General features: G+C 72.1%; 14 protein-coding genes. 5 read left to right on the plus strand and 9 right to left on the minus strand.

The genetic code is table 11. The features are described from left to right. The first annotated feature begins 81 nt into the window (after window positions 1-81). A complete protein-coding gene (locus ACIRB4_RS23165; RefSeq protein ID WP_356888552.1) occupies window positions 82-2607 on the plus strand; it encodes an ATP-dependent Clp protease ATP-binding subunit in 2526 nt (841 codons plus the stop codon). Window positions 2608-2691: 84 nt separating this feature from the next. On the opposite strand, the gene ACIRB4_RS23170 is transcribed toward ACIRB4_RS23165, so the two are convergent. Then, on the minus strand, window positions 2692-5667 hold the full coding sequence (locus tag ACIRB4_RS23170) for an NACHT domain-containing protein (protein ID WP_403293954.1): 2976 nt from the start codon (window positions 5665-5667) through the stop codon (window positions 2692-2694). Window positions 5668-6150: 483 nt separating this feature from the next. Here ACIRB4_RS23170 and ACIRB4_RS23175 point away from each other — a divergent pair, with 483 nt between their 5' ends. After that, window positions 6151-6894, plus strand: coding sequence for a M23 family metallopeptidase (locus tag ACIRB4_RS23175; protein WP_403293955.1), 744 nt, complete (start codon window positions 6151-6153; stop codon window positions 6892-6894). Window positions 6895-6907: 13 nt separating this feature from the next. Here the strand turns inward: ACIRB4_RS23175 and ACIRB4_RS23180 are convergent, their stop codons facing one another. Beyond that, entirely contained in the window at window positions 6908-7465 is a 558-nt protein-coding gene (locus tag ACIRB4_RS23180; protein ID WP_403293957.1) for a TetR/AcrR family transcriptional regulator, read from the minus strand. Window positions 7466-7585: 120 nt separating this feature from the next. Here ACIRB4_RS23180 and ACIRB4_RS23185 point away from each other — a divergent pair, with 120 nt between their 5' ends. Next, entirely contained in the window at window positions 7586-9175 is a 1590-nt protein-coding gene (locus ACIRB4_RS23185) for an MDR family MFS transporter (RefSeq protein WP_403293958.1), read from the plus strand. 85 nt (window positions 9176-9260) lie between these two features. Here ACIRB4_RS23185 and cseC read toward each other — a convergent pair whose 3' ends face one another. From cseC to ACIRB4_RS23210, 5 genes are all read right to left on the minus strand, one after another. After that, window positions 9261-10577 (minus strand): two-component system sensor histidine kinase CseC, encoded by a 1317-nt coding sequence (gene cseC, locus ACIRB4_RS23190; RefSeq protein ID WP_403293960.1) that lies wholly within the window; start codon window positions 10575-10577, stop codon window positions 9261-9263. A gap of 36 nt (window positions 10578-10613) precedes the next feature. Continuing rightward, window positions 10614-11318 (minus strand): two-component system response regulator CseB, encoded by a 705-nt coding sequence (cseB, locus tag ACIRB4_RS23195; protein ID WP_403293962.1) that lies wholly within the window; start codon window positions 11316-11318, stop codon window positions 10614-10616. 92 nt (window positions 11319-11410) lie between these two features. Beyond that, complete coding sequence (locus ACIRB4_RS23200; RefSeq protein WP_403293963.1) at window positions 11411-12160, minus strand: hypothetical protein; 750 nt, start codon at window positions 12158-12160, stop codon at window positions 11411-11413. Then, on the minus strand, window positions 12148-12723 hold the full coding sequence (locus ACIRB4_RS23205; RefSeq protein ID WP_403293965.1) for a SigE family RNA polymerase sigma factor: 576 nt from the start codon (window positions 12721-12723) through the stop codon (window positions 12148-12150). The genes ACIRB4_RS23200 and ACIRB4_RS23205 overlap by 13 nt, the downstream gene beginning before the upstream one ends. A gap of 176 nt (window positions 12724-12899) precedes the next feature. After that, window positions 12900-13814, minus strand: coding sequence for an A/G-specific adenine glycosylase (locus tag ACIRB4_RS23210; RefSeq protein ID WP_403293967.1), 915 nt, complete (start codon window positions 13812-13814; stop codon window positions 12900-12902). Window positions 13815-14058: 244 nt separating this feature from the next. Between ACIRB4_RS23210 and ACIRB4_RS23215 the strand changes: the two genes are divergently transcribed. Then, window positions 14059-14877, plus strand: a complete 819-nt coding sequence (locus ACIRB4_RS23215) for a hypothetical protein (protein WP_403293970.1) — start codon at window positions 14059-14061, stop codon at window positions 14875-14877. A gap of 33 nt (window positions 14878-14910) precedes the next feature. On the opposite strand, the gene disA is transcribed toward ACIRB4_RS23215, so the two are convergent. Together disA and radA are read right to left on the minus strand one after the other, a co-directional pair. Next, complete coding sequence (disA, locus tag ACIRB4_RS23220) at window positions 14911-16035, minus strand: DNA integrity scanning diadenylate cyclase DisA (protein WP_403293972.1); 1125 nt, start codon at window positions 16033-16035, stop codon at window positions 14911-14913. Window positions 16036-16405: 370 nt separating this feature from the next. Continuing rightward, window positions 16406-17809, minus strand: a complete 1404-nt coding sequence (gene radA, locus ACIRB4_RS23225) for a DNA repair protein RadA (protein WP_403293974.1) — start codon at window positions 17807-17809, stop codon at window positions 16406-16408. Between the two features lie 333 nt (window positions 17810-18142). On the opposite strand from radA, the gene ACIRB4_RS23230 reads away from it, so the two are divergent. After that, a complete protein-coding gene (locus ACIRB4_RS23230; protein ID WP_403293976.1) occupies window positions 18143-19891 on the plus strand; it encodes a hypothetical protein in 1749 nt (582 codons plus the stop codon). Window positions 19892-20019: the final 128 nt, after the last annotated feature.

Genomic DNA, 20019 nt, shown 5'->3' on the forward strand with positions numbered 1-20019 from the left:
CCCGCTTGCGGGACTAAGCTGCGGAAGGACAGGGAGGGGATCGACCCCTAACTGACTGACCGCTCTGAGGAGCGATTAACGATGTTCGAGAGGTTCACCGACCGCGCGCGGCGGGTTGTCGTCCTGGCTCAGGAAGAAGCCCGGATGCTCAACCACAACTACATCGGCACCGAGCACATCCTCCTGGGCCTTATCCATGAGGGTGAGGGTGTCGCCGCTAAGGCCCTGGAGAGCCTCGGGATTTCGCTCGAGGCGGTCCGGCAGCAGGTGGAGGAGATCATCGGTCAGGGGCAGCAGGCCCCGTCCGGGCACATCCCCTTCACCCCTCGTGCCAAGAAGGTCCTGGAGCTGTCGCTCCGGGAGGCCCTCCAGCTCGGCCACAACTACATCGGCACCGAGCACATCCTGCTCGGCCTGATCCGCGAGGGCGAGGGCGTCGCCGCCCAGGTCCTCGTGAAGCTGGGCGCCGATCTCAACCGGGTGCGGCAGCAGGTCATCCAGCTGCTCTCCGGCTACCAGGGCAAGGAAGCCGCCACGGCCGGCGGTCCTGCCGAGGGCACCCCCTCGACGTCCCTGGTCCTCGACCAGTTCGGCCGGAACCTCACCCAGGCCGCTCGTGAGTCCAAGCTCGACCCCGTCATCGGGCGCGAGAAGGAGATCGAGCGGGTCATGCAGGTGCTGTCCCGCCGTACGAAGAACAACCCGGTCCTCATCGGCGAGCCCGGCGTCGGCAAGACCGCCGTCGTCGAGGGCCTGGCGCAGGCCATCGTCAAGGGCGAGGTGCCCGAGACCCTCAAGGACAAGCACCTCTACACCCTCGACCTGGGCGCGCTGGTCGCCGGCTCCCGCTACCGCGGTGACTTCGAGGAGCGCCTGAAGAAGGTCCTCAAGGAGATCCGCACCCGCGGCGACATCATCCTGTTCATCGACGAGCTCCACACCCTCGTGGGTGCGGGCGCCGCCGAGGGCGCGATCGACGCCGCCAGCATCCTCAAGCCGATGCTGGCCCGCGGCGAACTCCAGACCATCGGTGCCACCACGCTCGACGAGTACCGCAAGTACCTGGAGAAGGACGCGGCCCTCGAACGCCGCTTCCAGCCCATCCAGGTCGCCGAGCCGTCGCTGCCGCACACGATCGAGATCCTCAAGGGTCTGCGCGACCGGTACGAGGCCCACCACCGTGTCTCCATCACGGACGAGGCCCTCGTCCAGGCCGCCACCCTGGCCGACCGGTACATCTCGGACCGCTTCCTCCCGGACAAGGCGATCGACCTGATCGACGAGGCCGGCTCCCGGATGCGCATCCGCCGGATGACCGCGCCGCCGGACCTCCGCGAGTTCGACGAGAAGATCGCCGGTGTCCGCCGGGACAAGGAGTCCGCGATCGACTCGCAGGACTTCGAGAAGGCGGCTTCCCTCCGCGACAAGGAGAAGCAGCTCCTCGCGGCGAAGGCCAAGCGGGAGAAGGAGTGGAAGGCCGGCGACATGGACGTCGTCGCCGAGGTCGACGGCGAGCTGATCGCCGAGGTCCTCGCGACCGCCACCGGCATCCCGGTCTTCAAGCTGACCGAGGAGGAGTCCTCGCGTCTGCTCCGCATGGAGGACGAGCTCCACAAGCGCGTCATCGGCCAGGTCGACGCCGTCCGCGGTCTGTCGAAGGCGATCCGCCGTACGCGTGCCGGTCTGAAGGACCCGAAGCGCCCCGGTGGCTCGTTCATCTTCGCCGGCCCGTCCGGTGTCGGTAAGACCGAGCTGTCCAAGGCGCTCGCCGAATTCCTCTTCGGCGACGAGGACGCGATGATCTCCCTCGACATGTCGGAGTTCAGCGAGAAGCACACGGTCTCCCGTCTCTTCGGTTCTCCCCCCGGATACGTGGGCTACGAAGAGGGCGGCCAGCTCACCGAGAAGGTGCGCCGCAAGCCGTTCTCCGTCGTCCTCTTCGACGAGGTCGAGAAGGCCCACCCCGATATCTTCAATTCCCTTCTCCAGATCCTGGAGGACGGTCGCCTGACCGACTCCCAGGGCCGGGTCGTGGACTTCAAGAACACGGTCATCATCATGACGACCAACCTCGGGACCCGGGACATCTCGAAGGGCTTCAACCTCGGCTTCGCGGCCCAGGGCGACACGAAGTCCAACTACGAGCGGATGAAGGCGAAGGTCAGCGACGAGCTGAAGCAGCACTTCCGCCCGGAGTTCCTGAACCGTGTGGACGACGTCATCGTCTTCCCGCAGCTCACCCAGGACGACATCCTCCAGATCGTCGACCTGATGATCGGCCGGGTGGACGAGCGCCTGAAGGACCGGGACATGGGCATCGAGCTCTCCCAGTCCGCGAAGGACCTGCTCGCCAAGAAGGGTTACGACCCCGTTCTGGGCGCCCGGCCGCTGCGCCGGACGATCCAGCGCGAGATCGAGGACTCGCTCTCCGAGAAGATCCTCTTCGGCGAGCTGCGCCCCGGTCACATCGTGGTCGTGGACACCGAGGGCGAGGGTGAGGAGAAGAAGTTCACCTTCCGCGGCGAGGAGAAGTCGGCACTGCCGGACGTCCCGCCGATCGAGCAGGCCGCGGGCGGTTCCGGCCCGAACCTCTCGAAGGACGCGTGACGCCGCGCTGAGCGGCCAAAAGGGGCGGCCCCGGACTCATCAGAGTCCGGGGCCGCCCCTTTTGCGTTTCCTGAGGCGGCCGGCTCAGACGACGATGTCGACGGTGGGGGAGAGGTGTCCGGCCCCGGTGATCTCGACGCCCGGCATCTGAAGGAGCCGCAGGTGCTTGAGCCGGGCCAGGGGCGAGATGTCGTAGGCCCGCCCCTCGCCCGTGTCGGACAGGATGACTCCCCGCAGGGCGGGAAAGGCCCGGACGACCTGCTCGAACGGCGGATCCGCCTCGTTGCCGTGGAGGATCAGGTGGTCCACCTGGGGCAGCAGGAGGGGTTCCGGGCACGAGCGGAGGGCGGCCGTGCCGATCGTGAGTTCTCGAAGGCTCGGGGTTCCGGCGATCGCGTGCCAGTCCTCTTCGGTCGGCGCGTAGAAGCCGGAGAGGTGGAGGAACCTGAGCCGGGGAACGCGGCTGGTCGCGCCGGACTTCCCCTCATGGCCACGGCCCCGCAGGAGTAGCCAGAGGCTGTTGCCGGCGGTGGCGGCGGCGAATTGAACGGACTCCACCTCGGCGAGCACGGGGCCGAGAGCGGCCATGCCCCGTTCGGAGACGCCATGGCGGAGGTCGAGGGCCTCGGGTCGTCGTCCGAGGCGGACGAGCTCGTCGATCTGCTCGTCGGAGCGGAGAGTGAAATCCAGCCCACCGGGAGCGAGGCGCCCGATGATCTCCTGCGCGTACTGCCGGGTGTCGTAGCGGGACCATGCCCATATCAGTTGCGAACGGACTTGGATCCACGGGTGGTCGACGAAGCGGGCGAGGTGCGGCAGCGCGGCGTCGTGGGGGATGTGGGTGGCGGCGGTCACGACCATGAGCGCCTCCCTGTCGCTCAGACCCTCCGGCCCCGGCAGCAGGTCCAGTACCGCCCGCCCCACCGACGCCAGTTCCCGCGCCTCCTCCGGGGTGCGTGGTGGGATGACCCGCGCCGTACGCTCCAGGATCCGTGCCTGGACCTCGGGGGCGACCTCCGTCGCCTCCTCAAGGGCCGTCGCCGCCACCACCAGGACACGGAGCTGGGTACGTCGGTCCTCCGCCGCGTCCGCCGCTCGTAGCAACTCCTCGAAGATTTCGGCGCATTCCCGGGGGCGGGCGTGGCCGACGGCCATCCGGACGACGTCCTCCCACTGGTCGTCGGCCGCGTGGTCGATCAGGACGCCGATGTGCCAGTCGTCGACGAGGACCTTCGCCGCGAGGTGGTCCTGGAAGGTGCGGTGGACGAAGTCGACCGTGTCCGGGGTCGGTTCGCGCAGGAGCCCGCTGCGGTGGAGCAGGTGGGTGAAGACCGCGTCGGGGTCCCCGTACGCCGCTGCCTCCGGGATCGCCGGAACGGCGGACCGTACGATCGACTCCGCGTGTGAACGGTCCATCTGCGTACGGCCGTTGAGCGTGAGCCAGTACGCGAGCCGCTGGATCAGCTGGATCTGCGGCGCCTCGCCCAGCTCGATCCCGTACGGCGTCCCCATGTCGCGCTCCCGGTCCCGGCGCGAGAGGAGCATCGAAAGGGCGGCCTCGTACAGTGCCTTGCGGCCCCGGGGCAGAAACCCGCGGCGGTCGCGGTGCAGGGCGCAGATCAGGCCGCACATCAGCGGGTTGGTGGCGAGCTGCGCGGCGTGCTCGGTGGTGCGCAGGGCGTCGAGGAGGGGCTGCTCGTACGGCTGTGCCTCCGGCCCGGCGGCCCGGTGCCAGCGCTGGACGAAGGTGGTGACCTCGGCGCGGGACATGGGGGAGAGGGCCAGCTCGGTGAAGCCGTCCGGGGTGAGCCAGTCGTCGCGTACGGCGGTGGGGCGGGAGGTGACCAGCCAGCGGTTGCCGTCGTACGAGTCCAGGAGTTCCCGGAGCCAGCGGCGGGCGCGCTCGCGCTCGGCCTCGGGGATCTCGTCGATGCCGTCGACCAGGATCAGGCCGCGTCCGGCGGTGAGGACCCGGTCGGCCCAGCCGTCGGGCGGGGTGAGCGGGCAGCCGGCGGCGGCGAGGAAGCGGTCGGGGGAGGGGAGCCGTTCGCCGTGGCGGGTGAGGGCGCGGAGGGGGAGGACGAACGGGACGCGGTCGCGCAGGTACGCCATCTCTCCTCCCGGGCTCCTGTCCCCGGCCCTCCCCTGGCTCGCGGCCGAGACCGCGAGCCACTGGACGAGCGTCGTCTTCCCGGAACCGGCCAGGCCGCGCAGCAGGATCCGGGGATGGGTGGCCAGGGCCCGGTCGGCGGGGAGGGTGGCAGGGCCGGGATGCCGCAACCGGAAGAGCTGCTCCCGCGTGCCCAGCTCGTCCCATGCGGTGTCGTCGTCGGCCGGCGCCGGCCCAGGCCCCGTCGCCTCCAGCGACAGATACGCCAGGTCGAGCGGCCACTCGTCCGGTGAGTGGTGCAGGTCGAGCCCGTAGATCGTCAGCCGCCCCTGCTTCTTCGCCACGTACGCCAGGTAGCGCCGTTCGAACTCCGCGTCCCGTGCGTCCCCCCGGGGCGTCCGGCGGATCACCTCGTCGACCTTGGCCGTGAGCTCGGCCTGGCCCCGTGTCTGCTCCACCAGCGTCCGGGCGACGAAGGTGGAGCGCTGGGTGAAGAACTCCAGGATGTGCAGGCAGGCCCACTCGGTGAGCGAGTCCAGGAAGAGGACGGAGTCCGTCGACAGGCCGTCCGGGGGCGGGGCCGCCGCCCGCAGCCCGCGCGCGAGGGCGGCGGGGCCGAGGTGGACCGCTTGGACGTCGTCCATGTCGAGGTCGCCGAGGGCGAGGAGGGTCGCGGCCAGGGTGTCGGTGAGCGCCTCGGTCTCGTCGGCGGGGAACGGCGGCTCGCCGGGGCCCGCCGCGGCCCGCTCGACGAGGGTGGTGGCGAGCTTGCGGACCTCCTTCTCCGTGAGGGTGCGCTTCTCGCCGCGGAAGGAGACCAGTCCGGAGAGCCGGACGGGCGTGCGGGCACCGGTGAGGCCGGCCCCGGGGCCATCCTTGGCCAGCAGTTTCCGTAGCAGCGGGCCCGACGCCGACGAGGCAAGTCGGATGCCGATGAGTGCTGGATCCACGTGCGTCCCCCGAAGCAGCCGTGCTCGTTGCGAACCGTCGTCAGCGTAGTCGGGGACGGGAGCCGGGAGGCTCTGGTCGCGTGACCCAGGTCGCATTCCGGCGCGGCCCGCCGTGACAAGGCGCACAGGCGTTTTGGGGTGTACTAACCGGAATAGTGACGACCATTGGTGTCGATTCGGGACTTTCAGGGTGGCCGGGTCGGGACTTTCGTCCCGGGGTGCCCCGACCCGTACGGGATACGGCCTGTCGGTCCCTCCGCCATGGGCCCGACGTGCGGATAAACCGATGCACTTGGGCTGGTTTGTCCGATTTCAGGGAGGGGGATCCCGGGTCGTCAAGACCTGAACTCCCCCGGAGATCGCTACGACGAGATGTCGTAGATGGGGGGTTTGGGCGGTGATGGGGGTCCGGGTTACCAAGGGATGGCCAGCCCGGCGCGCCGCTCGCGTCGGGTCCCGTTCTGCCCGGAGGTTTTCCCCCGTATGTCGAAGCGCGTCATGAACCCCGCCGCCCGTGTCACCGCCGTCGCCCTCGCCGCCGCTGGTCTGGGAGCGTCGCTGGTGGCCGGAGCAGGGTCCGCCTTCGCCGCCGAGGGCAAGGCCACGATCGCCACCGCCCCGTCCGCCGCCGTCGCCGCCCAGGCCGAGGCCCAGGCGCAGGCCGCCGCCCACGCCGCAGCCGTCAAGCAGGCCGCGGCCAAGGCCGCAGCCGTGAAGCAGGCCGCCGCCAAGGCCCTCGCCGCCAAGCAGGCCGCCGCCAAGGCCGCCGCCGCGAAGAAGGCCGCTCCGAAGGCCGCCAAGAAGAACCCCGCCTGGGTCAAGCCGGTCACGTCCTACACGCTGACCGCCAGCTTCAACCAGGGCGGCGCCATGTGGTCCCACAAGCACTCCGGCCAGGACTTCGCCGTGCCGGTCGGCACCGCGGTCAAGGCCGCCGGCGCCGGCACCGTCGTGAAGGCGGGCCCGAACGGCGGCGGCGACGGCCCGGCGTACGGCAACGCCATCGTCGTCAAGCACGCCAACGGCAAGTACTCGCAGTACGCCCACCTGTCGAAGATCAACGTGCACATCGGCCAGAAGGTCGGCGCCGGCCAGAAGATCGCCCTCTCCGGCAACACCGGCAACTCGTCCGGCCCGCACCTGCACTTCGAGATCCGTACGACCCCGAACTACGGCTCCGCGCTCAACCCCTCGGCCTTCCTGCGCTCGGTCGGCGTCACCATCTGATCCGAGGAACGCCTCAGCGCGCGCCGTGCGCCTGGGTGAGCATGTCGAGGGCGACCTCGAGGACGGCTTCGCGCTTCTCCTCGGGGTCGCCCTCGACGTTGTCCATGAAGAACATCCCCGCGTGCAGGGTGAAGATCGCGCTCACGCAGCGGACCCGGTCGATCACGGCGAACTCCGGCTCCTGGATCAGATTGCTCAGTTCGAGCATCCGCTCCTTGAAGGTCAGACCGATGCTCAGCTCGCGGACGGCCGCCTGGTTCTCCTGCATGAAGCGGAACAGCGGGGCCGCGCCGATCAGGGCCTCCTGGTAGCGGCGCAGGATCTCCTCCCTGACCTCCAGCGTGCGCGGCTGCTCCCGCGCCCATGCGATCAGCTCGTCCATGGGCCTGGTGAGGTCCTGGAAGATGCCGATGATGATGTCTTCCTTGGTCTTGAAGTGGTAGTACAGCGCGGCCTTGGTGACGTCGAGGTGCTCGGCGATCTCGCGCAGCGAGGTCTTCTCGTAGCCCTGTTCCGCGAAGAGTTCGAGGGCCACGTCCTGGATGCGCTGCCGGGTGTTGCCTCTGGCCATGGTCCGCTCCCACACACTCTTACTTACTTGACGACCGGCTAGTTACGGGTCTACCGTCCCCAGTGTAGTAACTAGCCGGGCGGCAAGTAAGCGCCTGAAGGGGTTGTGGGGAGCGGAAGCATGGCGACGACCGAACCAGTGAAAACGTCCGAGGAGCCGGCGGCGGGGCGGCAGCGCAGCGTGCGCGTCGTCCTGCTCGCCCTGATGATCGCGATGCTGCTCGCGATGCTGGACAACATGATCATCGGCACCGCCATGCCGACGATCGTCGGTGAGCTCGGTGGCCTGGAGCACCTCTCCTGGGTCGTCACCGCCTACACCCTGGCCACGGCCGCCTCCACGCCCATCTGGGGCAAGCTCGGCGACATGTTCGGCCGCAAGGGCATCTTCCTGACCTCGATCGTGATCTTCCTGATCGGATCGGTGCTCAGCGGCATGGCCCAGGACATGGGCCAGCTCATCGGCTTCCGTACGATCCAGGGCCTGGGCGCCGGTGGTCTGATGGTCGGCGTCATGGCGATCATCGGCGACCTGATACCGCCCCGTGAGCGCGGCAGGTACCAGGGCATGATGGCCGGCGTGATGGCCCTCGCCATGATCGGCGGACCGCTCGTCGGCGGCACCATCACCGACCACTGGGGCTGGCGCTGGTCCTTCTACATCAACCTGCCGCTGGGCGCCGTCGCCCTCGCGATGGTCACCGCCGTGCTGCATCTGCCGAAGAAGCGGCGCGACCGCACCGTACGGATCGACTTCCTCGGCGCCGCCCTGCTGACCGTCGGCATCACCGCGATCGTCCTCGTCACCACCTGGGGCGGCACGGAGTACGCCTGGGGTTCCGCGACCATCGTCGGACTCTCGGTCGCCGGCGTCGCCGCCCTGGCCGCGTTCCTGTGGGCCGAGACGCGCGCCGCCGACCCGGTCATGCCGCTGCACATCTTCCGCAGCGGCAACTTCACCCTCATGTCGGTGCTCGGCTTCCTCACCGGCTTCGTGATGTTCGGCGCGGTCCTCTTCCTGCCGCTGTTCCAGCAGTCCGTGCAGGGCGCCTCCGCCACCAACTCCGGCCTGCTGCTCCTGCCGATGCTCCTGGCGATGATGGTCGTCTCGCTGGTCTCCGGCCGGATCACCACCAACAGCGGCAAGTACAAGATCTTCCCGATCGTCGGTACCGCGCTGATGGTCGTCGGCCTGTTCCTGCTCGCCCAGATGGACACCGGCACCTCGCGGCTCACCTCGGGCCTCTACATGGCCGTGCTCGGCGCGGGCATGGGATTCCTGATGCAGATCACGATGCTCGTCGCGCAGAACAGCGTCGAGCTGAAGGACATGGGCGTGGCCTCCTCCGCGACCACCCTCTTCCGGACGCTCGGCTCCTCCTTCGGCGTCGCGATCATGGGCGCGCTCTTCACCGGCCGGGTCCAGGACGAGATGGCGGCGCGCGGCAGCGCCGAGCTGACCCAGGGCTCGGCCCAGCTCGACGCCGCGAGCCTGGCGAAGCTGCCGGCCGGGCTGCGCGAGGCGTACCAGTACGCGGTGGCCTCCGGCATCCACTCCGCCTTCCTGGTGGCCGCGGCGGTCGCGGTGATCGGCTTCGTCCTCGCCTTCTTCGTCAAGGAGGTGGCGCTGCGCGGGGCCGGTCCCGAGCGCGGGCCGGCCACGGACAGGGCCACCGAGGGCGACGCCCCGAAGGTCGCCGAGAAGGTCTGAGCCTCACTGAGGTACGAGGACGGCCCCGGTACGAGGACGGCCCCGGCGCACTCGCGCCGGGGCCGTCCGTCGTGCGGGGGTGTCCTCAGTCCGGGAAGGTGATCATCGGGAAGCTGCCGGTGTTCGTCGGCGCGTGGTCCGGGAGCCAGAGCACCGCGATCGCGCCGCCCGACCCCTCCGGGGTGCCCTCGGGCGCCGCGTTCCGGAAGGTCAGCCGCGCCCCGAGGACCCGGGCCTGCCCCGCCGCGATCGTCAGGCCGAGCCCGTGCCCCTGGCCCGCGCGGTCGCTCGTGCCCGTACGGAACCGGCTCGGGCCCTCGCGCAGCAGCGCCTCCGGGAAGCCGGGGCCGTGGTCCCGTACGCGGACCACCCGGCCCTCGACCGTGACCTCCACCGGCGGCTTGCCGTGCTTGGCCGCGTTCGCGAGCAGATTGCCGAGGATCCGCTCCAGGCGCCGCGGATCGGTGTTGACCCAGGACTCGTGCACCACCCGCACCACGGCCTCCGGGTCCAGCGCCCGCACCCGCCGCTCGACGAACTCGCCGAGCGCGATCTCCTGCAGCTCGGCCCGCTCCGACGCGCTGTCGAGCCGGGCGACCTCCAGCACGTCCTCGACCAGCGTCCGCATCGCCTGCGCCCGGTCCCGTACGAGCTCGCTCGGCCGCCCCGGCGGCAGCAGCTCGGCCGCCGTCAACAGCCCCGTGACCGGGGTGCGCAGCTCGTGCGCGATGTCCGCGGTCACCCGGCGCTCGGCGTCGATCCGCTCCTGGAGCGCGTCGGTCAGGGCGTCGACCGCCCGGGCCAGCTCGTCCGTCTCGTCGCGTACGACTCCGCCGATCGCGTGCCGCACCCGTACGTTCGTGTTGCCCTGCGCGACCTTGCCCGCCGCGGCGGCCGCCTTGCGCAGCCGGCGCGAGAGCTGGCCGCCGATGAGGACGCCGAGGGCGCAGCCGCCGAAGACCACCGAGACCGAGCCGATGATCAGCGCCCGGTCGAGGTCCTTCATGATCGCCGTACTGCGGTCGGCGAACGGGATGTGCAGCGACAGCACGTCCCCGTTGGCGAGCGGTACGGCCGCCCACACGTCGGGCGGCCCGCCGTTGCGGTGCTCCTGTACGAAGGTGCCCCGCCGCTTGTCCCGCATCAGCTGGTCCAGCTGCGGCGGCAGCATCGGGTCGTTGATCTTGGTGCCGAACCGCGGCTCCTTCGGCTTGGAGCTCTCGTACAGGCGCTGGGCGAAGAGCAGCCGCTCCATCTGCACCTCGCGCGCGTTGTCGAGCATCGAGACGCGGGCCGAGTTGTGGACGACCAGGCTGAGGGTGACGGCGATGAGCGCGCCCACCGCGGCGATGGCGACGGCGATCTTCCAGCGGACCCCCGTACGCAGTGCGACCCGCTTCATCCCTTGATCTTCATCCCTGGCTTCATCCCTTGAGGTCTATCCCTTGAGTTTGTAGCCGAAGCCGCGGACCGTCTCGATCCGGTCCTGGCCGATCTTGCTGCGCAGCCGCTGGACATGGACGTCCACCACCCGGGTGTCACCGCCCCAGCCGTAGTCCCAGACCCGCTCCAGGAGCTTGTCACGGGAGAGCACCGTGCCCGGCGCCGAGGAGAACTCCAGCAGCAGCCGCATCTCGGTCGGGGTGAGCGCCACCGGCGCACCGTCCTTGCGGACCTCCATGCCCTCGGTGTCGACCTCCAGGTCGCCGAAGGCGAGCACGCCGCCCTCGGACGCCTCGGACCGCCCCGCCTCACCGGCCGCCGGGCCTCCCGCGTGCCCGAAGCGGCGCAGCACGGCACGGATCCGGGCGACGAGAACGGATCCGTCGAAGGGCTTGGTCACATAGTCGTCCGCGCCGGCCTCCAGGCCCAGGACGACATCGATGGAGTCGGCCCGCGCGGACAGCATGATCACGGGCACGGTCGACTCGTCGCGGATCCGCCGGCACAGGCTCACGCCGTCCATCCCCGGCAGCATCACGTCGAGCAGCGCGATGTCGGGCCGGTCGGCCCGGAACGCCTCAAGGCCGGAGAGCCCGTCGGGCATCGCGGTCACCGCGAAGCCGTCCCGCTCCAGTGCGAGCTGGGTCGCCTCGCGGATGACGTCGTCGTCCTCGACGAACAGCACATGGGTCTCGGCCATCGCGCGCCTCTCCGTTCCGGGGTCGTTCTCGTCGTGCTTGTGGTTCTCGGTTATCGGTTCTCGTCGGTCCCGGCCGGTGTCGGCCGTGCCGGTCAGTCGCCGCCGGACGGGGCGGGCGCCGGGTCGATGCCGCCGTCGCCCAGCGCGCGGCTGTAGTCGTTGTGCACCCAGTCGTGCTGGGTGAACTTGTTCCCCGACCAGCGGTACGTGATCACGTCCTCGCCCGAGGGGTACGCCACCGGGTCGCCCTTGGCGTACACCTGCTTGGTCACCACCAGGTCGCCGCGGTCGATCGTGGCGTAGACCGCCGCGTCCTCGGCCATGAAGACGTTCGTGTACCGGCCGTTCTGCTCGCGGTACACGTACGTGCCGATACCGACGGCATCGCCGCAGGTCATCACGTTGACGACGACATCGGGCAAGGCTCCGCCGGTCAGGTTGCCGTAGGAGGTGTCCACCGGGTACGCGTCCGCGACGCAGGGCTTCAGGTCCTCCTTCAACCGCTCGCCGATCTTCGGATCGGACTTGATGAGCGAGATCGGGTCGACGCGCCTGGACGGCTGCTGCCCGGCGGAGGCCGAGGGGGAGGAGGCCGCGGGCGCCGACGGCGGCTCGTCCGCGCGGGCGGCGCCCTCGTCGCGGGAACCCGTACCGCCGGTCGAACAGGCGGTCATGAACAGACCGACGGCGACGAGCCCGGCCAGTGCCGTGGTGCTCGCCGCCCGGACCGAACGGAGGCCGCGGGCCCCGGGGGCCTGATCCTCGTCCTGGCCCTCGTGCGCGTGGTTCTCGACGTTCTCGTGGTGCTCGTGGGTGTCGGATCTGGCGCCTAGGCCGCGCACCGCTCCCGCCCCCGTTCGTTGCCTCGTGCCGTGGTCCGCTCGGTCGTCCGCTCCAGAGCCCGGGCGTCGGCGACGCCGCGGCTCTCCAGTTCCTGACGAAGCCGGGCCAGTGCGCGGTGGAGCGTGCTCTTCACCGTACCCGTCGACATCCCGAGCGCCGCCGCGGTCTCCTCCGTGCTCATCTGCTCCCAGTGGCGCAGGACGACCACGCTGCGCTGCTTCGGCGCGAGGATCTTGAGGATGTCCATGAGCAGGGCCCGGTCGGCGTGCTGCTCCGTGGCGTCGTCGACGCGGGCGTCGGGGAGCTGCTCGGTGGGGACCTCCTCCAGCTTGCGGGCGCGCCACCACTCCGTACGCGTGTTGATCATCACGCGGCGGAGGTAGGCGTCTGCGAGCGACTTGTCGGCTATCCCGTCCCAGCGCCCGTACGTACGGACGAGAGCGGTCTGCAGCAGGTCCTGCGCGTCGACGGGGTCGGGCACCAGCCGACGGGCGCTGCGCAGCAGCGCGTCCTGCCGAGTGCGTACGTACTCCTCGAAGTCGAGCACCTCGCCGTGCGACATCCCGAACCGCCTTCCGATCCCCGTGACCTGCTTGTCTCTGTGACGTCGACGACGCTACGGAGCGGTTGTCACGGGCCTGTCCGGGGCAGCCGTCGGCGGACGCACGGCTGCCCATCGGTTGTGTAACAGGGGCCGGTGGCGGGGAGGCACGTGCCGGCCGACAGGGGGTAAGGGGGTCAGGAGAGCGGCAGGCGGTAGAAGCCGTTCTCCAGCGGCTCCACCAGGCCGTCCGCGACCAGACCGTCCAGGGCGCGGGCACGCTGGACCGGCTCGTCCCAGACCGCGTCCAGGGCGGCTTGCGGCACCGCGGCCACCGCCTCCCGCAGGACGGCCAGGAGCTTGCCGCGCACCTGGCGGTCCGTCCCCGCGTACGTCTGGCCGCGCCGCGGCGGGCCGTCGTGGGCCGGCTTCCCGGAGAGCCGCCAGACACACCGCGCCGCGATCGGGCAGCGCCCGCAGTCCTCGTTCTTCGCGGTGCACACCAGCGCGCCCAGCTCCATGGAGGCCGCCGCCCAGCGGGCCGCCGTCGCCTCGTCCGGCGGCAGCAGCTCCCGCGCGAGCCTGCGCTCGGCGGCCGTGGTGGCGTTCGGCGGGTACTGGACGCCGGTCGCCGCCCGGGCGAAGACCCGGCGGACGTTGGTGTCCAGGACCGGGTGGCGCTGCCCGTACGCGAACGAGGCCACCGCCGCCGCGGTGTACTCCCCGATCCCGGGCAGCGCGAGCAGCTGGGCGTGCTCGCTCGGTACGTCCCCGCCGTGCCGCTCCGTTATGGCGACGGCCGCCGCGTGCAGCCGCAGCGCACGCCGCGGGTACCCGAGCCTGCCCCAGGCGCGCACGGCCTCGCCCGGCGCCTCGGCGGCCAGGTCGGCCGGGCGCGGCCAGCGCGCGAGCCACTGCTCGTACACCGGCAGGACCCGCACGACGGGCGTCTGCTGCAGCATGAACTCGCTCACCATCACGCCCCACGCCCCCGCCTCCGGGCGGCGCCAGGGCAGGTCGCGGGCGTGCCGGTCGAACCAGGCGAGGACGGGCCCGTGCAGATCGGCAGGGGCCGGAGGAGCGTCGGCGAAGGGGGCATCGATGGAAGTCATGGCACCCCCGATCCTGGCACGTCCGGTACGCGCCGTGGCGCACACCCTCGGGGCGCGCGGAGGCGCGCGGGCGCGGCCCGCGCCCGGCGCACCCCGCCACGGCCCGGCGACGGCCCGCCCGGGACGTCTCGAATGGGGGCGACCGGTGGCCGTGGACGGCGGAGGATGTGATCATCGGCAAAACTTGTCGCTGGGGCGGCGGGTGGGGCGGGAGTTGGCGCCGATCTCTCGTAAGGTTCGTGCCGTGGGATCTCTGCGCAATCCGGTCGGGCCGCTTCCCTCCTCCATCTACTGGCGACGGAGGGCGGTCGCGCTGTGCCTGATCGCGCTGGTCGCGGCGCTCGCGCTCTGGGCCGTCACTTCCGGTGGCGGTGGCGGGAAGAAGGCGAGTGACGGCGCCAACGGCGCTTCTCCCGCACCCTCGATCACCCCCGGCCCCTCCGGCTCCGGTCCCGCGATCAGCGAACAGCCCGGCGGGCGCGATGAGTCGGGCGGGTCCGGGTCCGGCTCCGGCGACAGCTCCGGCGGCGACGCCGAGGGCGGTACGAACACGGGCGCGGGCGCCGGTACGGAAGGCGCCGGCAAGAACGGCGACACGGACGGCGTGGGCGGCGACGGCGGCGGTACGGGCGCGGGGCAGCGGGTTCCGGCCGGATCCCCGCTCCCGAACTGCGCCCCCGGCGCCCTTCAGTTGACGCTCAAGAGCGCCAAGGTCTCGTACGAGCCGGGCGAGAAGCCGCGCTTCCACCTGGTCGCCAGGAACACCTCGGCCGTCGACTGCAAGGCCGACTTCGGGCCCAGGAACGCCGTGTTGACGATCAGCGACTCCACGGGCGACGAGGTCTGGTCCTCCCGCGACTGCCCCCGCCCGGGCGACGCCGTCCTGCTCAGGCTGCCGGCGCGGTCGACGATCACGCACACGGTGGAGTGGGACCGCGAGCGCAGCGCCCCGCGGTGCGCGACCGCCCCGGCGGGTCCGGTGGGCCCCGGAACGTATCTGGTGGAGGCGACGATGCCGGGCTCGAAGGTCCTTCCGGCGTCGTTCACCCTGGCCAAGGACTGACGGGCCGCGGCGGTACGGGCTCGTACCGCCGCGCTACACGTACCGTTCGAGGATCGAGGACTCGGCGAGCCGGGAGAGGCCCTCGCGGACGCTGCGCGCCCGCGCCTCACCGACACCGTCCACGGTCTGCAGGTCGTCGACGCTCGCCGCGAGCAGCTTCTGCAGGCCGCCGAAGTGCTCGACGAGGCGCTCGATGATCGCCCCGGGCAGCCGGGGGACCTTGGCGAGGAGCCGGTAGCCGCGCGGGGAGACCGCGGAGTCCAGGGTCTCGGGGGAGCCGCTGTAGCCCAGGGCCCTTGCCACTATGGGCAGTTCGAGGAGCTCGGCGTGGGTGAGCGCGTCGAGTTCGGTGAGCGCCTCGGAGACCGTACGGGAGCGCTTGGCCGTGGGCTCGGGGACGTAGTCGCGGATGACGAGCTCGCGCTCGGGCTCCACGCCGGCGATCAACTCGTCGAGCTGGAGGGAGAGGAGGCGGCCGTCGGTGCCCAGCTCGACGACGTACTCGGCGATCTCGGTGGCGATCCGGCGGACCATCTCCAGGCGCTGGGCGACGGCCGTGACGTCCCGGACGGTCACCAGGTCCTCGATCTCCAGGGCGGAGAGCGTGCCGGCGACCTCGTCGAGGCGGAGCTTGTACCGCTCCAGGGTCGCGAGCGCCTGGTTGGCGCGGGAGAGGATCGCGGCCGACTCCTCCAGCACCCGGCGCTCGCCGTCCACGTACAGCGCGATCAGGCGCATCGACTGGGAGACCGAGACGACCGGGAAGCCGCACTGCTTGGAGACCCGGTCCGCGGTGCGGTGGCGGGTGCCGGTCTCCTCGGTGTGGATGGAGGCGTCCGGGACGAGCTGGACGCCCGCCCGCAGGATCTTGGTGATGTCCTTGTCGAGGATGAGCGCGCCGTCCAGCTTGCACAGCTCGCGCAGGCGGGTCGCGGTGAACTCGACGTCCAGCACGAAGCCGCCGGTGCACATCGATTCGACCGTTTTGTCCATGCCGAGGACGATGAGGCCACCGGTGTTGCCCCGGAGGATGCGCTCCAGGCCGTCACGCAGGGCGGTGCCGGGGGCGACGGCGCTGAGCGAGGCGCGCATGAGCGCTTCGATGCCGGAGCCCGCACCGGACTTTCCGGGAGCTGCTGCCCCGTCCTTGGCTGCCACTGCACTCCTCCGGCTCGTACGGATGGGCGAGACCAGGGCAAAGTCTAGCGACACGACCCGGCGGCCCTCTGCCGCGCGCCGCGCGACCCGTGCGGGGCCTGCCCCGGCCCGGGCCGCGATACACCGGAGGCCGGGCTCCGCCGACGCCGTCGGCGGACCAGGGACGGTAGTCCTCGGGCCTGTCCGGCCTGAGCGGACGGGCGGGTCGCGGGGCAGGTCCGCGGGCAGTCCTGGGGCAGGCGCGGGCAGGCGGCGGGCCCAGGAACTGCGGGCAGTCGTGGGGCAGGCGACGGGCCCAGGAACTGCGGGCAGTCGTGGGGCAGGCGCCGGGCAGGCGTCGGTCACGCTCCCCGCGCAGCCCCCAGCCCTCCTAGCCCTCCTCACCCTTCGCGGCGGGCGCCCTTCGGCTCCGCGGAAGGACCCGCAGCGCGTCGCCCATGTCCGCCACCTCTGTCACCTTCATGCCCGCCGGGACCCTGCCCGGGTCGGTCGGGACCAGGGCGTGGGTGAAACCGAGCCGGTGGGCCTCCGCCAGTCGGCGCTGCACGCCCGTCACGCGGCGGACCTCGCCCGCGAGACCGACCTCGCCGATCGCGACCAGGTTCTTCGGCAGGGGGGTGTCACTGGCCGCGGAGGCCAGGGCGAGGGCGATCGCCAGGTCGGCGGCCGGCTCGGAGAGCTTCACCCCGCCGACCGTCGCGGAGTAGATGTCCCGCTTGCCGAGCGCGGTGATCCGGCCGCGCTGTTCGAGCACGGCCAGCATCATCGAGACACGGGAGGTCTCCAGGCCGGACGTCGTACGGCGCGGCGAGGGGATCTGGGAGTCCACCGTCAGCGCCTGGACCTCGGCGACGAGCGGTCGGCGGCCCTCCAGGGTCACCGTCAGACAGGTCCCCGGCACGGCCACGTCGCGGCGGGTCAGGAAGAGACCCGACGGGTCGGCCAGGCCCGTGATCCCCTCGTCGTGCAGCTCGAAGCAGCCGACCTCGTCCGTCGCCCCGTACCGGTTCTTCACGCCGCGGACCAGCCGCAGACGCGCGTGCCGGTCGCCCTCGAAGGAGAGCACGACGTCGACGAGGTGCTCCAGGAGCCTCGGTCCGGCGATGGCGCCGTCCTTCGTCACATGGCCGACGAGGAGCGTGGACATCCCGCGCTCCTTGGAGGCCCGGATCAGCGCCCCGGCGACCTCGCGGACCTGCGCCATGCCGCCAGGCGCGCCGTCGATCTCCGGGGAGGCCACCGTCTGCACCGAGTCCATGATCAGCAGCGACGGCTTGACGGCGTCGAGGTGCCCGAGGACCGCCGACAGATCCGTCTCGGCCGCCAGATACAGATGGTCGTTCAGGGCGTTGATCCGGTCCGCGCGCAGCCGGACCTGACTGGCGGACTCCTCGCCCGTCACATACAGCGTGCGGTGCTCGTCGCTCGCCGCCTTCGCGGCGACGTCGAGCAGCAGCGTGGACTTGCCGACGCCCGGCTCGCCCGCGAGCAGCACGACGGCGCCGGGCACCAGCCCCCCGCCGAGGACCCGGTCCAGCTCGTCGACGCCGGTGGAGCGCGCGGCGGCCGTCCGGCCGTCGACCTGGCCGATGGGGAGCGCGGCGGTGGAGACGCGCCCGGCGGCGGTGGTGCGGACGGCGGGCGCGCCGTACTCCTCGACCGTCCCCCAGGCTTGGCACTCGGGGCAACGGCCGAGCCACTTGGCGGTCGTCCAGCCGCATTCGGTGCAGCGGTAGGACGGCCTGTCCTTGGCGGATTTCGTACGGGCAGCCATGCACCGAACCGTAGCGGGCCCCTCTGACAACGCCTCGGGCGGCGGGCGCGCCTCGGGGCCCGCCCGCGCGCCGCCCCGGCCCGCCCCACCTTCGGCCCCGGCCCGGCCGCACCTTCACCCTCGGCCCGCCGCACCTTCGGCCCTGGCCCAGCCCCACACCCAGCCCCACGCCCAGCCCCGGCCGAAGCGCCCGCGTCAGCCCCGGGCGCGCTCTCACCCCCACCCCACGGAATGAAGCGTTCCTGTCCCCTTTCGAGGGATACCTTCACCCGTAAGGATTAAAAGTGCGGGAGGGGTGCGAAGAGGCCGCCCCGCGCTGCCTACGGTCGCCCAGTGACGAGCAGCAGGCTGGAACCCCCCACCCACACCACCGGCGCACACCGGGCGCACCGCCGCGCGCCGTCCCACTCCGCCGCGGACCCCGGGAGCCGCACGCGCGGCCAGCACCCGCCGGCGCGCTACGAGGCGTACCTCGACGGCCTGTTCACGTACTGCCTCTCCGTGCTCTGCGACCACGACACCGCGACCGCCGTCCTCGGCGACGTCCTGGCCGTCGCCGAACGCCACCGCGGCCGCTGCCCCTCCGACGAGGAGGGGCGCACGGCCTGGCTGTACGCGCTGGCCCGCTGGGCCTGCCTGCGCAGCCTCGCCGAGCAGCGCCGCCACCGGCGGGGCGCGCACACAGGCCGCCCCGCCGTCCCCGAGGAGACCTCCGGCGGGGCCGCGTCCGGCAGGGACCCGCAGCAGCGCCGCGCCGAGCTGGCCCTGCTCGCCTGGCCCGAGGCCGCCGGCACCAGCCCCGAGCAGCGCGAAGCCCTGGAGCTCGCCGTCCGCCACGGCCTCGGGCACCGCCAGGTGGCCGCCGTGCTCTCCCTCGACCCCCTCGCCGCACGCGAGCTGCTCTCCTCCGCCGCCTGCGAGGTCGAGCGGACCCGGGCCGCCCTCGCGGTCGTCGAGACCGGCGCCTGCCCCACGGTCGCCCGGCTCACCGGCGACCCCCAGGTGCTGTTCTCCGCCGCCCTGCGCGCCGAACTCGTCCGCCATGTCGACGACTGCCCGCGCTGCCGGCGCGCCGCCGAACGCGCGGGCGCGGGCGGCCCTTGGCCCGGCGCCACGACGGTCCCCCCGGGAAGGCTCCCGCTGGTCGAGGCGGACCGGGCCGCGACGTACGCGGCGATGCTGCACGCCTCCCGCGCGCGTGCCGCAGCCCCGCGCTTCGGCCCCGCCGGATTCCCGATGGACCCCAAGGACCACGCCGCCCGCCGCGACCGCATGCGGGCCCGCGCGGTGACGACGACGGTCGTCGCCGCCGTGGTCGCCGCCCCGGTCCTCGCCCTGTGGGCCTCGTACCGCGGCGCCCCGGCGACGGGCGAGGGCGGGTCCGGAACCCCGGTCACCGCGCGCGAGGACGGCGGCCCGGTGAGCCTCGACGGCAACCCCAACGACCGCTACGAGAACACGGGCAACGCCCGCACCACGGCCGACCCCCGCTTCACCCAGGGAAACCGGGGCCCCGACGTCTCGGTCGAGATCCTCACCCCCGGCGGACCGGCCGGGCCGACCCCGCCCGGACAGCGCGGCCCGGGCCGGATCACGGTCGCCGCGCACGGCGACGGCGACACGACGACGCTCACGCTCACCAACTCCGGCGGCTCCACCGCCGACTGGTCGCTGTGGTCGGACGGACCCTGGCTGTACGTGAGCCAGGCGTCCGGCACGCTGCGTCCGGGGCAGTCCGTGACGGTCCACATCTCCGTCGACCCCGCGCGCGAACCGGCGGGCGCCTGGTCGGCGCGGGTTGGAGTGAACCCCTCCGGCGCGGTGGTGCGGATCACCGGCCACGGCGCGACCACGCCTCCGCCGGCGACCGAGGAGCCACCGCCGTCGACCGACCCGACCACCCCGCCACCGACCACGGACCCGACCACGCCTCCGCCGGCGACCGAGGAACCACCGCCGTCGACCGACCCGACCACCCCGCCACCGACCACGGACCCGACGACCCCGCCCCCGTCCTCGGGGGAGCCGTCGACGGACCCGGGAACCTCGGGCGGCCAGGACGCCCCGGCGCCGTCGTCGTGACCACGGCAACGTGACGGCAGGGCCCGGACCGCCGTCGTCGTGACCACGGCAACGTGACGGCAGGGCCCGGACCGCCGTCGTCGTGACCACGGCAACGTGACGGCAGGGCCCGGACCGCCGTCGTCGTG

The sequence above is a fragment of the Streptomyces sp. NPDC093600 genome (genome assembly GCF_044764755.1).
Classification (GTDB): domain Bacteria; phylum Actinomycetota; class Actinomycetes; order Streptomycetales; family Streptomycetaceae; genus Streptomyces.